This is a genomic window from Caballeronia zhejiangensis (assembly GCF_000698575.1).
In the GTDB taxonomy this organism is placed as follows: domain Bacteria; phylum Pseudomonadota; class Gammaproteobacteria; order Burkholderiales; family Burkholderiaceae; genus Caballeronia; species Caballeronia zhejiangensis.
Genome location: NZ_JFHD01000008.1, coordinates 88,850 through 101,921 on the forward strand (window position 1 = coordinate 88,850; position 13,072 = coordinate 101,921).

At 64.3% G+C, this 13,072-nt stretch carries 14 protein-coding genes; 3 read left to right on the forward strand and 11 right to left on the reverse strand.

Annotation, left to right across the window (positions count from 1 at the left end):
- Positions 1-10: 10 nt before the first annotated feature.
- Positions 11-694: a CsgG/HfaB family protein gene (locus BG60_RS13495; protein WP_008353657.1), complete on the reverse strand. Its 684-nt coding sequence runs from the start codon at positions 692-694 to the stop codon at positions 11-13.
- Between the two features lie 185 nt (positions 695-879).
- Complete coding sequence (locus BG60_RS13500; protein ID WP_008353658.1) at positions 880-5,745, reverse strand: NAD-glutamate dehydrogenase; 4,866 nt, start codon at positions 5,743-5,745, stop codon at positions 880-882.
- Positions 5,746-5,966: 221 nt separating this feature from the next.
- On the opposite strand from BG60_RS13500, the gene BG60_RS13505 reads away from it, so the two are divergent.
- Positions 5,967-6,392, forward strand: a complete 426-nt coding sequence (locus BG60_RS13505; protein ID WP_008353659.1) for a cupin domain-containing protein — start codon at positions 5,967-5,969, stop codon at positions 6,390-6,392.
- On the opposite strand, the gene BG60_RS13510 is transcribed toward BG60_RS13505, so the two are convergent.
- Positions 6,389-6,883, reverse strand: a complete 495-nt coding sequence (locus BG60_RS13510) for an LEA/WHy family protein (RefSeq protein WP_008353660.1) — start codon at positions 6,881-6,883, stop codon at positions 6,389-6,391. The genes BG60_RS13505 and BG60_RS13510 overlap by 4 nt on opposite strands.
- Positions 6,884-6,910: 27 nt before the next feature.
- Positions 6,911-7,426 (reverse strand): metal-dependent hydrolase, encoded by a 516-nt coding sequence (locus tag BG60_RS13515; protein WP_008353661.1) that lies wholly within the window; start codon positions 7,424-7,426, stop codon positions 6,911-6,913.
- Positions 7,427-7,678: 252 nt separating this feature from the next.
- Between BG60_RS13515 and BG60_RS13520 the strand changes: the two genes are divergently transcribed.
- Positions 7,679-8,185 (forward strand): M48 metallopeptidase family protein, encoded by a 507-nt coding sequence (locus tag BG60_RS13520; protein ID WP_008353662.1) that lies wholly within the window; start codon positions 7,679-7,681, stop codon positions 8,183-8,185.
- Positions 8,186-8,201: 16 nt separating this feature from the next.
- On the opposite strand, the gene BG60_RS13525 is transcribed toward BG60_RS13520, so the two are convergent.
- From BG60_RS13525 to nthA, 5 genes are read right to left on the reverse strand one after another with little or no spacing between them, the layout of a single operon-like run.
- Positions 8,202-8,903, reverse strand: coding sequence for a 4'-phosphopantetheinyl transferase family protein (locus BG60_RS13525; protein ID WP_008353664.1), 702 nt, complete (start codon positions 8,901-8,903; stop codon positions 8,202-8,204).
- Positions 8,900-9,286 (reverse strand): tautomerase family protein, encoded by a 387-nt coding sequence (locus BG60_RS13530; protein ID WP_008353665.1) that lies wholly within the window; start codon positions 9,284-9,286, stop codon positions 8,900-8,902. The genes BG60_RS13525 and BG60_RS13530 overlap by 4 nt, the downstream gene beginning before the upstream one ends.
- A gap of 22 nt (positions 9,287-9,308) precedes the next feature.
- Positions 9,309-10,106, reverse strand: a complete 798-nt coding sequence (locus BG60_RS13535; RefSeq protein ID WP_034471844.1) for a nitrile hydratase accessory protein — start codon at positions 10,104-10,106, stop codon at positions 9,309-9,311.
- Positions 10,103-10,765 carry a nitrile hydratase subunit beta gene (gene nthB / locus BG60_RS13540; RefSeq protein WP_008353667.1) on the reverse strand — a complete coding sequence of 221 codons (663 nt, stop codon included), beginning with the start codon at positions 10,763-10,765 and terminating at the stop codon, positions 10,103-10,105. Before nthB ends, BG60_RS13535 begins: the two co-directional genes overlap by 4 nt.
- Positions 10,762-11,421, reverse strand: coding sequence for a nitrile hydratase subunit alpha (nthA, locus tag BG60_RS13545; protein WP_008353668.1), 660 nt, complete (start codon positions 11,419-11,421; stop codon positions 10,762-10,764). The genes nthB and nthA overlap by 4 nt, the downstream gene beginning before the upstream one ends.
- A 124-nt stretch (positions 11,422-11,545) precedes the next feature.
- On the opposite strand from nthA, the gene BG60_RS13550 reads away from it, so the two are divergent.
- Entirely contained in the window at positions 11,546-11,740 is a 195-nt protein-coding gene (locus BG60_RS13550) for a DUF1059 domain-containing protein (RefSeq protein ID WP_008353669.1), read from the forward strand.
- A gap of 16 nt (positions 11,741-11,756) precedes the next feature.
- Here BG60_RS13550 and BG60_RS13555 read toward each other — a convergent pair whose 3' ends face one another.
- Both BG60_RS13555 and BG60_RS13560 read right to left on the reverse strand, forming a co-directional pair.
- Positions 11,757-12,650, reverse strand: coding sequence for a GNAT family N-acetyltransferase (locus BG60_RS13555; protein ID WP_051079073.1), 894 nt, complete (start codon positions 12,648-12,650; stop codon positions 11,757-11,759).
- Positions 12,651-12,789: 139 nt separating this feature from the next.
- Complete coding sequence (locus tag BG60_RS13560; protein WP_008353671.1) at positions 12,790-13,029, reverse strand: hypothetical protein; 240 nt, start codon at positions 13,027-13,029, stop codon at positions 12,790-12,792.
- Positions 13,030-13,072 lie beyond the last annotated feature (43 nt).

The following is a 13,072-nucleotide window of genomic DNA, read 5'->3' on the forward strand; positions in this document are numbered from 1 at the left end:
ACGAGTGGAATTACTTTGCGGCCGGCAGGGCGCCGGCATCGACTTGTTCGGCCAGGTGATTGACCGCTTCGCTGATCGCAAAATCGAGCACCTTGCCATTGAGCGTGGAGTCATAGCTCGACGTTCCGCCGAAGCCAATCACTTCGCGGCTCGACAAACTGAATTCACCGGCGCCCTGGCTCGACGTCACGATCTCGGACGTGGCGATATCGACGATATTGAGGCTGACCTTCGCATAGGCCACCTGAGTCTTCCCGCGTCCGAGAATGCCGAACAATTGCTGATCGCCGACATCCTTGCGGCCGAACTCCGTCACGTCGCCGGTGATGATGTAATTCGCGCCTCGAATCGACTGCGCCTTGTTCGCGAACCCGGCTTCCTGTTTCGTTTCGCCAAGGTTGTCGCGATCCAGCACGGTGAAGCGTCGGCTTTGCTGCAAGGCCGTGGCGAGGATGGTCTTCGCCTGACTGCCGAGGCGATCGACGCCATCCGAGAACACGCCACGCATGTAATTCGAGCGATTGTCGAACTTGCCGATGGCGACGGGCACGGGCTTGCCCGCGAACGGCTTCTGGGAACTCGCGACGGCGGGAACCGCGACCGAGTGCGACGCCTCGGTCGCGCATCCGCCAAACAGAACTGCAACGGACGCGACCGCAACCGCGATCGCCAGGCGCCCTTTGATAACGCTCATGAATTGCCTCCAAAACGTCGAATCTTGAAAACACCTGCCGTCAGACAGGTGCTTTCGAAAAATCGACAATTATTTGGCAATTCAAATCTTTCAAAAAGAAGGACAGTTCCTAAAAATGAGTGCCGAGGGGAACGCCTGAGACGATTTGTTGAGAATTGATAAAAGGCCGCCAATCCCCACGGTCCCTACGCTCTCTCCAGCACCGCCATCTCCCTCACGACCACCAGCAGCATCGACAAACTCGCGCCGCCGCTCGCCCGCAATTCGGCCAGCAAGCGCGTGTACCGATCCAGCGCGTCCTGCCGTTTCGCGCGCCAGCTCTCGACAATGACATCCGGCGCATCGATGCCGCGCGACTGTTCGAGCGCGCTCACCGTCAGCGCGCGCTTCAATCGCGCGAGCTCTTCCAGCGCCGCCGCGCGCGCGAGCAAGTCCCAGTGCGTCGTGATCGGCAGTGCCATCGCCCGTTCGGCGATGCCGCGATAATCGAGCAACGTGCCGATGCCGAAATACACGCTCGCCACAAGTTCCAGGCCGCGCCCGGAACACGCCGCCACTTCCGCGCTGTCGAGCACGGCGGTCGCGATCTCGCCGCTCGCGACGCGCGCCGCGAGACTGCTCTCGACGCCCGCATCCTCCAGATCGCGCCGCCGCGCGTACCACGCGTCGAGCTGCGTCGCGGGCAAGAGCGCCGGCAGTTGCGGCGCGAGTCGAAGCGCCGCCTCGCGGCAACGCGCGAGCAAACCCTTCGCCTCGTTCGAGCCCGATCCGTTGTGCTTCAGATGACGCAGGAACCACAGCGACGTATCGTCGAGCAGACGCACGACATCGACGAACATGCGCGCCTGCACTTCATCCGCGACGATGTTGTCGAGTCCGTCGATGCTGCGCCACAAATCGTCGAGATCGAAGACATCGCGCGACATCAGCGCCGCGCGCACGATATCGCTCGGGCGCGCATCGGTCTCTTCCATCAGCCGATGCACGAACGTACAGCCCACACGATTCACGAGCGCGTTCGTCAGATGCGTCGCGAGAATCTCGCGCTTCAGCGGATGGCGCTGCATCGTCTCGCTATAGCGCTGCTGCAAGGGCTTCGGGAAATACTCGGGCAGCATGTCCGCGACGAGCGCGTCTTCGGGCACGTCCGATTCGAGCAGTTCGTCGTAGAGCCACATCTTGCCGTACGCGAGCAGCACCGCGCGTTCTGGCGACGTCAGCCCCGACTTCGCCGCCGCGCGCTCGTTGATGTCGTCGTCGTTCGGCAGGAACTCGATACGCCGCTTCAGGCGCCCGGCGCGTTCGAGGAAGCGCATCATGCGGGCTTCGGCGTCGAGCGTTTCGGCGACATGGCGCTTTGCGATCGACAGCGCCTGCGTCTGCGCATAGTTGTCCTTCAGCACGAGCAGGCCGACTTCATCGGTCATTTCGGCGAGCAGCGCGTTGCGTTGCTTCTCGGTCATCTCGCCATCCGCGACGACGAGGCCGAGCAGAATCTTGATGTTGACCTCGTGATCCGAACAGTCGACGCCCGCCGAGTTATCGATGGCATCCGTATTGATGCGGCCGCCCTTCTGCGCGAACTCGATGCGCCCCAGTTGCGTGAGCCCGAGATTGCCGCCTTCCGCGACGACCTTCACGCGCAGTTCCGCGCCGTTCACGCGCACGCCATCATTCGTTCGATCGCCGACTTGCTGATGCGTCTCCGCGCTCGACTTCACATACGTCCCGACGCCGCCGTTATAGAGCAGATCCGCCTCGGCCAGCAGGATCGCGCGGATCAGTTCGTTCGGCGCGAGCACCGATGCGCTGATGCCGAGCGCCGCCTGCACTTGCGGCGAGATCGGAATCGACTTCGCCGTGCGCGGATAGACGCCGCCGCCCGTCGAGATCAATGCGGGATCGTAGTCGGCCCAGCTGGAGCGCGGCAGCGCGAAAAGACGCGCGCGCTCATCGAAGCTCGTGGCCGCATCGGGCGTCGGATCGAGAAACACATGCCGATGATCGAACGCCGCAATCAGCCTGATATGGCGCGACAGCAGCATGCCGTTGCCGAAGACGTCGCCGGACATGTCGCCGATGCCGACCACGGTGAAATCGGTCGTCTGCGTATCGAAGTTCATCTCGCGGAAATGCCGCTTCACCGATTCCCACGCACCGCGCGCCGTGATGCCCATCTTCTTGTGGTCGTAGCCGACCGACCCGCCGGACGCGAAGGCATCGTCGAGCCAGAAGCCGTATTCGTGCGCGATCGCGTTCGCGTAGTCGGAGAACGTGGCCGTGCCCTTGTCGGCGGCGACGACGAGATACGGATCGTCGGGATCGTGGCGCACGACATCGGGCGGCGGCACGATGCCATCGGGCGTGCGGTTGTCGGTCACGTCGAGCAGGCCGCGCAGGAACATCTGATAACACCCGATGCCTTCATTGAGAAACGCTTCCCGATCCGATACGGGCGGCGGATTCTTCACGACAAAGCCGCCTTTCGATCCGACCGGCACGATTACCGTGTTCTTCACCATCTGCGCTTTCATGAGGCCGAGCACTTCGGTGCGGAAATCCTCGCGCCGGTCCGACCAGCGCAGCCCGCCGCGCGCAACGCGTCCGCCGCGCAAATGCACGCCCTCGACGCGCGGCGCATAGACCCAGATTTCGAACATCGGCTTCGGCTCGGGCAAGCCCGGCACTTTCGACGGATCGAGCTTGAACGACACATACGGACGCGGCTGGCCTTGCGCATCGCGATGGAAATGATTGGTTCGCACCGTCGCCGTGATGACGCCCAGAAACTGACGCAGGATGCGGTCTTCGTCGAGATTCGGCACCTTGTCGAGCGCGGCTTCGATATCGGCGAGCACGCGTTCGGCGGCCTTGTCGCGATCTTCCGCCGAGCCGCCGCGCGCCGGATCGAAACGCACCATGAAGAGTTGCAGCAGCTTCTTCGCGATCAGCGGATTGCCGATCAGCGCGCGCTCGATATACGCATCGCTGAAGGTCGAGCCAACCTGCCGCAGATACTTCGCATAGGCGCGCATGATCGTCACGTCGCGCGCGCCGAACTCCGCGCGCAGAACGAGACGGTTGTAGTCGTCGTTCTCGATCTCGCCCGACCACACGCTCGCGAACGCGTTTTCGAAGAGCGGCTTCACGCGGTCGATATCGAACTCCACGTCGTCCTGCAACTCCAGCCCGAAATCGTGGATCCACGCATTCGGCGCGCCGGTCGGCTCGATCAGATACGGCCGCTCTTCATCGACACGCACGCCGAGATGCTCCAGCATCGGCAGGCTGTGCGACAGCGCGATCGGATCGCCGACGCGATACACCTTGAAGCGAAACGCGCGGCGTCCGGCTTCGATCGGCCGGTACAGGCTCATCGACAAGCCGCCGGGCCGCGTATGCGTCGCCTCGATCAATTCGATGTCGCGCACCGCCGTGCGCGCCGGATAGTCCTCGCGATAACCCGCCGGGAACGAATCGGCATAACGCTGCAGGAGCCGGTTGCCCGCTTCCTCGCCGTGACTGTCGATGAGCGCATCGGCGAGATCGTCCTGCCAGCGGCGCGCGACCTGCACGACGCGCGCTTCGAGTTCGCGGGTATCGACTTCGGGCATCGCGCCTCTGTCCGCACGCACGACGATATGAATGCGCGCGAGCGGCGATTCGGACAGGAGCGGCGTGAACTCGATGCTCTTGCCGTTGAACGCTTCCATCAACACACGGCTGATGCGGCGGCGCAAGTCGGTGTTGAACTTGTCGCGCGGCACGAAGACGAGGCACGACACGAAGCGGTCGAAGCGGTCGCGCCGCACGAAAAGCCGCGTGCGCTGATGTTCCTGCAAACGCAGCACGCCGATGGCGATATCGAAGAGCACGTCTTCATCGGCCTGGAACAGTTCGTCGCGCGGATATTGTTCGAGCACCGTGATAAGCGACTTCGCCAGATGCCCCTTCGCGAGAAAGCCCGCGCGCCGCACGATGTTCGCGCATTTGCGGCGCACGATCGGGATCTCGGACGTGGGCACGAGATACGCCGTCGACGTATAGAGACCGAGGAAGCGCCGTTCGCCGATCACCTTGCCATCCGGCGACGTGCGCTTCACGCCGACATAGTCGAGATAGCCCGGCCGATGCACCGTCGCGCGCGAATTCGCCTTCGTCAGAAAGATCGGCGCCGCGCCTTCGATGATCGCGGCCGCGCCCGGCGGCAGCGGCGTCACGTCCCCGTCGGACGGCGCGCGCAAGGTTTCGCGCAAAATGCCGAGGCCCGAGCCGGCCACGCCGCGCAGCGCGAAGCCGCCTTCATGCTCGACGAGTTCGTAATCGCGGCAGCCGAGGAACGTAAAGTGATCGGCGACCATCCATTCGAGGAACGCGCGGGACTCGATGCCGTCGGGCGTCGTATCGCGCGCCTTCAGATCGTCTATCGCTACACGCGCGGCCTCGGTGACTTTCGGCCAGTCTTCGACCGCCGCGCGCACGTCGCCGAGCACGCGCGCGATGTTCTCGCGCACTTCGTCGAGACGCTCGCCGTCGCCGCAGCGATTGACTTCGAAATGGATGAACGATTCGAGCTCGGAGTTGCCGTCGCCCGCTTCGGCATGACCCTGACCGATGCGCTCGATCTCGCCCGTATGCGCGCCCTTGCTCGCGCGCCAGACGCGAAACACCGGATGAATCGCCGAATGCAGCGCGAGCCCCAGGCGGTTGAGTTCCATCGTCACCGAATCGACGAGAAACGGCATGTCGTCGTTGACGATCTCGACGACCGTGTGATCCGAATGCCAGCCGTGCTGCTCCAGATTCGGGTTGTAGACGCGCAGCACCTCGCGCCCCGGCACGAACTTCTGCGCGGTCTGCCAGTGCGCCATCGCGGCGCCGTAGAGATCGGCGACATCGCGGCTCGCGATATCCTCGACATCGACCTGCTCGTAGTAATAGCGAAGCAGCGGCTCGATGACCTTGAAGCTTGGCTCCGGCAATCGCCCTCTCGCGAACTCGAGAAGATCGTTGATGAGATGTTCGACCCGCGCTTCGTTCTTGACCAGCATGGTGTCCTCCCGAGGCTTTCGGTTGCGGTGCGATTGCGGCTCGCGCTTCGAATCAAGGAGATTATGCGCCGCCCCGGCGCATCGCTCGCGGGTCGGGCATGTGCGGTTGCACAAAGACGGTGCGCGCATTCCGGCTACGTTAGCCGCATCGCATGACCTTTGCGCGACATCGGCTTTCGACTATTGTCGATAGCTGAAGAGCGGCTCACGGAGGCATCGCCATGCAGGATTTCACTGAAGAGACAGCGCAGCAGACGGTCGTCACGGTGCGTCCGAAAGAGCAACTCGCGACGGTTCAGCATCTGCCGTATTTCATCGGGCTGTCGGCGAAGACGGCGGGCACGCGCGGACTCGCGATGCATATCGTCGTCGTGCCGCCGGGCGGACGCGGCGAGCCGCACATCCACGTTGGCTACGAGACCGGCATCTACATACTCGAAGGACGCATCGAGACGCGCTATGGGCCGGGACTGGCGGAATCGGTCATCAACGAGCCGGGCGACTTCGTATTCATTCCGCCGGGCGTGCCGCATCAGCCGGTCAATCTGAGCGCGACGCAAGCAGCGCGCGCCGTGATCGCCCGCAACGACGCCAACGAGGCGGATCGCGTCGTGCCTTACGATCCGTGGGAGCCGTCCGCGCCCTAGTAGCCGGGCGCGCCCATGCCCGGCAGATCGACGTAACCGCTGTCGGCGAAGCGCGCGCCGCCGAACGCGCCGCCCGCGAGTTTGCCGCGCACCGCATACGACACCTTGCTGACGGTGTCGCCGCTCGCGAAGCCGAACGCCTGGCGCGCCATCGAGAATGCCGATACCGTCACCGGCACGGACAGCACCGTTTCGCCGAAACGCGGCACCGTTCCGCGCTGATCGCTGACGCCGCTCGCGAATGCGCGGCCGTTGAGATCGAGATCGAGCGCGACGCCATCGAAGTCGATCGGCGCGTCGTTCGGGTTCTGAATGCGCAGCTTCACGGCGAAACGCATCTCCAGCCCTTGCCCTTCGAGCGGCTCGATGCCCGCGACGCTCACGCGCATCGCGTCGCGATTGAAGAAGCCCGCGCAGCCGCCGAGCGCGAGCATCGCGAGAAAGGCGGCAAGGAAGTAAGCGAAGCGGTTGCGCATGGGATTCGGTTGCATGAGAACGTGACTCCTCGCGATGTCGTGCTAGATATGTAGTGCGTTCAGCAGCATGCGGCCATAGACATGATGAAACCAGACATCGTCGACGACGAAAAGCGCTGCAGCCCACGCAGCCGCGACGATGATCAGATCGCAATGGCCGCTCGTCCATAGATTGAGCGAATGGCGCGCGGCGATCCAAGGCACGCCGAGCGGGTTCGGCCAGTCCGCGAAGAGATGCATGAGCCCGCCGCACGCGAAGCCGAACGCGACGGGCGCCGCCGGATGCCGGCCGAGAAAGTGATACGAAAGCGCGAGCAGCGCAACCCAGCCGATGCCCCAGTGCGTGAGCGTGCGATGCGTGATCCAGAGCTTGCGCGCGCGCGTCCACCACGCGACTTCGAGCCAGTCCGGCGCGGTCGCCCCGGCGACGCCCGCGAGCAGCGCGAAAACGCCCGCGAGCATGTTCGCGCCGCCCGCCGTGGCCGGATGCGTCACGATCGCCGCCGCGATGATGCCTGCCGCCCATCCCGTCGCATGATGAGCCTTGCTCGATGCCATGAAGAAACCGCCTTTGTCGCCCTTGCCCGAAGAGGGCGCATGTTCGCACGGTCGCTGGGGTCGAAACCGGCCTGAAACATAAACTTACGCAATTGCGTGCGTCGAAACACGCTTGTGCGAACGGCGTCGGCGAGGCCGCGCGGCGTTGACTAAAATGATTGCTGAATCGCTGCGCAAATCACGCTGCGGACGCTGCCCGATGCGTCCCACGCCCGCCTGCGCACGCAGGCATTTTTATCGAATTTGGCCGTCATGCAACACCTGAAATACCTGAGCGCCTACCCGAACGTGCTGCAGGACAAGGTTCGCCGACTGATCGCCCAGCAACAACTGGGTTCGTATCTCGACGCGCGCTATCCGAACAGGCACGCCGTACAGTCCGATCGCGCGCTTTATGAATATTGCTCAGATCTGAAGCAGGAATTTCTGCGCGTCGCGCCTGCAATCGACAAAGTCTTCTACGACAGCAAGCTCGACGTGCTGCGTCACGCGCTCGGCCTGCACACCGCCATCTCGCGCGTGCAGGGCGCGAAGCTCAAGGCGAAGAAGGAAATCCGCATTGCGTCGCTTTTCAGGGACACCGCGCCCGAGTTTCTTCGGATGATCGTCGTGCATGAACTCGCGCATCTGAAGGAAAGCGATCACAACAAGGCCTTCTATCGCCTGTGCGAGTTGATGCAGCCCGGCTACCATCAGATCGAATTCGACTTGCGGCTGTATCTCACGCATCGGGATTTGCTCCGCACGAAAGTGGCGTGAGCGTCGCTGCGGCGCATCAATAGGACCAGGCTAGCGCGGCAGCGTATCCGTCGGGCGCGGTGAGCGAAATAGCGTCGAACGCGCCCGCGCCGCGCGTCACCGCATAGCGAACGTCCCTGCGCGGAAGAACCGAAAAGCCGTGCATCGCGACATCCGTGCTGCCGATGCCATCGCCGTGCGCCTTCAGCACCGCCTCTTTCGCCGTCCAGCAGTCGAAGAACGCGCGGTTTCGGGCGGCATCGTCGGGCAAGGCTTCGATTTCGCGCCGGTCGATATCCCCGAGCACCGCGGGCGCGAGATCGCGCCAATCGAACGTCGCGCGCGCTTCCTCGATATCGGCGCCCACGCGCCTTTCTCGCGACATCGCGATCAAGCCATAGCCGCCCGAATGCGACACGTTGAAATCCGGCGCGTTCCGGTGAACGAGAAACGGCCTGCCGCGATCGACGGCATCGAACGCGAGACGCGCGGGATCGTCGCCCGTTTCGGCCGCGAGCAGATGCCGCAGCGCGCAACGCACCGCGCCGAAACGCGCGCCATCCGCGTGGCGCAGAAAACGCGCGGCGCGCGCGCGTTCATCCGCGTTCATCACGGCGTAGGCGGCGCTGTCGAGCGGCATCGAAAAATCGATATGAAGCAGCCACACGCGCACGTCACCGGGCGCGTGATCGGGAAGCGGCATCGGGCGGACATCGAAGGGAATCGTTGCTTCGGTCATTTGGGAGCGTACTGCGCCTCGCCGTTGCCGAAGGACCAGTTCTCCTTCTTCACTTCGACGAGGCTGATGAAAACATCCTCGCGCCGCAGCTTGAGACGTTCGTGCAAGCCATCGGCGACCGCCTTGTAGAACGCGCTCTTTTTCGCGAGGTCGCGGCCTTCGTTGAGCGTGACCTGGATCACGACGCAATCGTCCGTGCGGCTGATGCCGAGATACGTGCGATCGACGATGAAGTCCGTCGCGCCGTGCTCCGCGACGATCTGAAAGCGATCGTTCTCGGGTACGTCGAGTGTCGAGCGCATCGCGTCGTACACGACATCGCCGATAGTCGTGCGATACGCGCTGTCCTTGCCTTTCTGCAGATCGATGCGAACGAGCGGCATGGGTTTCTCCTGTTGGTTAGTTTCAGCGATGATCCGGATGCAGCAGCAATTCCGGCACGCCCGCGCGGTCGACATACACGACGGCGTTCTGCGCGAATTGCGTCATCAGCGTATTGGCGGTGTCGCGGGTCGCGCCGAGCGCGAAGAGGCTCGCTTCGGCCACCCAGACATGCTGCGGATCGACGCCCGCGCCCGGCAGCGCCTGCAATCCCATCTGTCCGACGCGTTCGATCAGCGCCCGCTGGCGCAGCGCATTTTCTTGCGGCGTGAGCACATGACCGAACGGATTGAACGCCGTGACGAACACCGCGCTTGCGACGCCATGCTTTTCGAGCAAGGCAACGACATCGCGATTCCCGACGCCGATCTTCATGTCGATGTCCGGCTGCGCTTCGATCCGATAGATCGCCGCGCGATACGCATCGAGCGTCGCGGCGGGCAATGCGCGCGTAAGCACGATCGGCTGGCCATGCGGCGTGGCGCGCGCGGCCTCGTGCCATTCGTCGCGCCGCTGCGCAAGCATCGCGTCGCTCACGCATCCCTTTTCGGCAGTGAGGCGTTCGAGCGCGCTGAGCCAATGCGCGTAATACGTGTCGCCGTGATCGGGATCGCCCGCCGCCTGCGCGTCCTCGATCGCGATGCTCAACGCGTGCGCCCACTCCTTCCAGGTGAACACGCCGCGCTCGTGCAACGCGAGCGCCATCGCGAACGCCTGCGCTTCCCACGGCGCGCGAAACACGGGACCGTCGCCGTCGAAAGGCAGTTCGGGCAACGCGGCGCGCAGTTCTTTCAGCTTCGATTCAGCGTCGGTCGAGGTCATTCGAGATACGGCTCCCAGCAATCGACACACACCGACGACGCGGTCGTGTCCGCGCCCCACAAGTCTTTCGCCTCGAAACGCACGGTGTAGAGCCATTGCGGATGCTCGCCGTGACCGAGCGCGTTTTCATCGGGAAAGACGTGCGTGCCGCGCACCGCGACGACGCGCCCGAGCTTGCCGCGGCAATAGCGCGGCAGACGCGTGTGCGTCGGCGGATTCATCAGTTTCGTGCGGACTTCATCACCGATGGAAAAGCGCGCCGCCGACGCAGCCGGACGATCGACCGGCGCACCGCGCAACAGGGCGGCGCTTACGTCCTCCGCTTTCAGCACGCGCACGTTCGGCTTCGCGGCGGATTGCGAACGGCCGCTCGCGATCTCATCGGCGCTCGCGAGTCCCTTCGCCGTCAAGAGTTTCTTCAAGCCTTCGAACCAGATTTCGTAATAGCTGCTGCCGAGATACTGCGCGGGCGGCAGGCTTTCGCGCGCGGCACGGGACGTGTCGATGTTCCATTGGCCCGTCGCGCCCATCGCGAGCGTGACGGCCAGCACGCGGCGCTCCCATTCCGCGTGAAACGGCGATGCGCCCGGCGCGTCGCAGGCATCGATTTCGATGGGGCCGAACGCCTGCATGCCGCCCATGTCGTGCGCCGCGTTCATGCCGATGCTCCCGTTGCCTGCGACGGCGCGAGCGCGACGCCCGTGCCGATCATCGAATCGCGTGTGACGAGATCGGCGAGCGCGTCTTCGTCGAGATGATCGGTGTCGGCGGGACGCATCGGCACGACGAGATAGCGCACTTCGGCGGTCGAATCCCATACGCGCAACTCGACCTGTTCCGGCAATTCGACGCCGAAATCCCGCAGCACGCCGCGCGGATCGATCACCGCACGCGAGCGATACGGCGCCGACTTGTACCAGACCGGCGGCAGCCCGAGCACCGACCACGGGTAGCACGAGCACAGCGTGCAGACGACCATGTTATGTACGTCCTCCGTGTTCTCGAGCGCGACCATGTGCTCGCCTTGCCGGCCGGTGAAACCGAGCGAGGCGATGGCGGCGGTGGCATCGTCCAAAAGCCATGTGCGAAACGCGGGATCGCTCCACGCCTTCGCGACGACGCGCGCGCCATTGCGCGGCCCGACCTTGTGCTCGTAGGTTTCGATGAAGACGTCTAGCGCTCGCGGATCGATATACCCTTTTTCGACCAGCAGCGATTCGAGCGCGCGCACGCGCAGGTCCATCTCCGGCAATTCACTGCCGGCGTGATCGTGATCGTGGTCGTGGTCGTGATGGTGCGGATGATCGTGGCTCATGAGCGGGCTCGCGCGTGGCACAGACGTCACACGTTACCGGAGTGTGCGCGCGCGCGCAAACCTCGTCACCGTGACGCGGCGCGCCGCCTATACTGGATTCAGCGTCTCATGCGAGGAGGATGCCATGACACGCAAGTACATCGATTGTCGCGAGTGCCCGAGCGACGTGAAATGCAGCGTCGTCCTGTCCGCCGACAGCGAGGACGAGTTGATGGAAGCGGCCGTGCAGCATGCCGTCGCCGTCCATCAGCACACGGATTCGCCCGAACTGCGCTCGCAACTTAAGACCTTCTTTCACGACGGCACGCCGCCGGCCTGACCGGTCTTTGGCGTTCTCAGCCGAGCTCGAAGGTCGTTACACCGAAGACACGCGCGAGCGGCACGTCCGGGGCCGCACGCGTGTACATGCGCGCCGTTTCGAAGACGCTCGTCATGTCGTGTTCGACCGCCAGCGCCACCGCCGCAGGATTGATTTCGGGCACGTCGAGGAACACGGTCTCGCCGGGCAGCACGGAAACGAGCCCACGATACAGCGCGCGCGCCGTGCTCAGATCGTCGGCGAAGAGCGGACCGATCTTGTGGCCCGCGCCGCAACGCCGGATCACGGCGAGGCCGCTCACCGCGTCGCCATCGAGCGCGGCGAGTGCGCGCGCGTGCGCCTGCGGTTGCGACAGCCACGCTCGCAGGAACGCGGTGCGCTCGCACGCGAACACGCGGGTGTCGTAATCGAGAAGCCGCGCGAAGGGGATGTTCAGCGCATCGGTGATCGTGGCTCCATCGGCAGGATCTTCATCCGCCGATGCGATGCCTTCATAGCGCACGTTGCGATACGCCAGCACGAAGCCGGATTTCCGATAGTTGGGCTGCTGCGCGAGCACGCCATCGAGCCCGATAGTGCGCGCGCCGAGATACGCCATGCCTTCGTTCCACAAGCGCATGCCGAAGCCCTTGCCGCGCCATTCCGGAACCACGATATAGAGGCCGATGAAACCGAACGCATCGCCGTATGCGACCGCCGAGATGCAGCCGACCGGCGCGCCGTCCCACGTGCCGACGAAAAATCCGTGCGGATCGGCGGCGAAGAACGAGCGGGCGTCGTCGAGACCGGGATTCCATCCTTCGGTCGCGGCCCATTCGAGCGCGACGTCGACATCGCGCGGCGTCATGCGGCGTATTGCGAAACGGGGATTGTCGGGTGTCGCGTGCGAGGGACAGGGAACGGACGGCATGGGACGCGCCTTGTCGGAATGCGGATGCGTTCAGTGTCGCGCGTTTCCGGTGCAGGCGAAAGATGCAGCGAGGCGTGGGTGCAACGAGGGGAAAAAAGAACGGTGGGACGATAACGGGGGCGAGCGTGTGCCGCCCCGATCAGGAATACCCTTGACGCCGCTCGCTGCGGCTGAAACTCTGGCGCGAGCGCCAGTCTTCCGAGCGCAGGACGTGTTCGCCGTCCTCGCGTGCCTCTTCCTCGGATCCGAAGCCTTCGTCGCTATACGCGACGACCTTCATTCCGCCTCCCGCCGCTCGCTCGACGGTGATGCCCCAATGCCACCCTCCTTCCTGATGAAAGACGTGCAGCGTCGGTTGCGACGATGTGGTCAGTTCCATATGTGCGGCTCCCTCAGGCTGACGACCGTAATGCTTACCGGCC

What these genes read in the sequence shown, in the direction of transcription:
- BG60_RS13495 (WP_008353657.1), bottom strand. Translation starts at nt 694, where the DNA reads ATGAGCGTTATCAAAGGGCGCCTGGCGATCGCGGTTGCGGTCGCGTCC.
- BG60_RS13500 (WP_008353658.1), bottom strand. Translation starts at nt 5,745, where the DNA reads ATGCTGGTCAAGAACGAAGCGCGGGTCGAACATCTCATCAACGATCTT.
- BG60_RS13505 (WP_008353659.1), top strand. Translation starts at nt 5,967, where the DNA reads ATGCAGGATTTCACTGAAGAGACAGCGCAGCAGACGGTCGTCACGGTG.
- BG60_RS13510 (WP_008353660.1), bottom strand. Translation starts at nt 6,883, where the DNA reads ATGCAACCGAATCCCATGCGCAACCGCTTCGCTTACTTCCTTGCCGCC.
- BG60_RS13515 (WP_008353661.1), bottom strand. Translation starts at nt 7,426, where the DNA reads ATGGCATCGAGCAAGGCTCATCATGCGACGGGATGGGCGGCAGGCATC.
- BG60_RS13520 (WP_008353662.1), top strand. Translation starts at nt 7,679, where the DNA reads ATGCAACACCTGAAATACCTGAGCGCCTACCCGAACGTGCTGCAGGAC.
- BG60_RS13525 (WP_008353664.1), bottom strand. Translation starts at nt 8,903, where the DNA reads ATGACCGAAGCAACGATTCCCTTCGATGTCCGCCCGATGCCGCTTCCC.
- BG60_RS13530 (WP_008353665.1), bottom strand. Translation starts at nt 9,286, where the DNA reads ATGCCGCTCGTTCGCATCGATCTGCAGAAAGGCAAGGACAGCGCGTAT.
- BG60_RS13535 (WP_034471844.1), bottom strand. Translation starts at nt 10,106, where the DNA reads ATGACCTCGACCGACGCTGAATCGAAGCTGAAAGAACTGCGCGCCGCG.
- nthB (WP_008353667.1), bottom strand. Translation starts at nt 10,765, where the DNA reads ATGAACGCGGCGCACGACATGGGCGGCATGCAGGCGTTCGGCCCCATC.
- nthA (WP_008353668.1), bottom strand. Translation starts at nt 11,421, where the DNA reads ATGAGCCACGATCATCCGCACCATCACGACCACGACCACGATCACGAT.
- BG60_RS13550 (WP_008353669.1), top strand. Translation starts at nt 11,546, where the DNA reads ATGACACGCAAGTACATCGATTGTCGCGAGTGCCCGAGCGACGTGAAA.
- BG60_RS13555 (WP_051079073.1), bottom strand. Translation starts at nt 12,650, where the DNA reads ATGCCGTCCGTTCCCTGTCCCTCGCACGCGACACCCGACAATCCCCGT.
- BG60_RS13560 (WP_008353671.1), bottom strand. Translation starts at nt 13,029, where the DNA reads ATGGAACTGACCACATCGTCGCAACCGACGCTGCACGTCTTTCATCAG.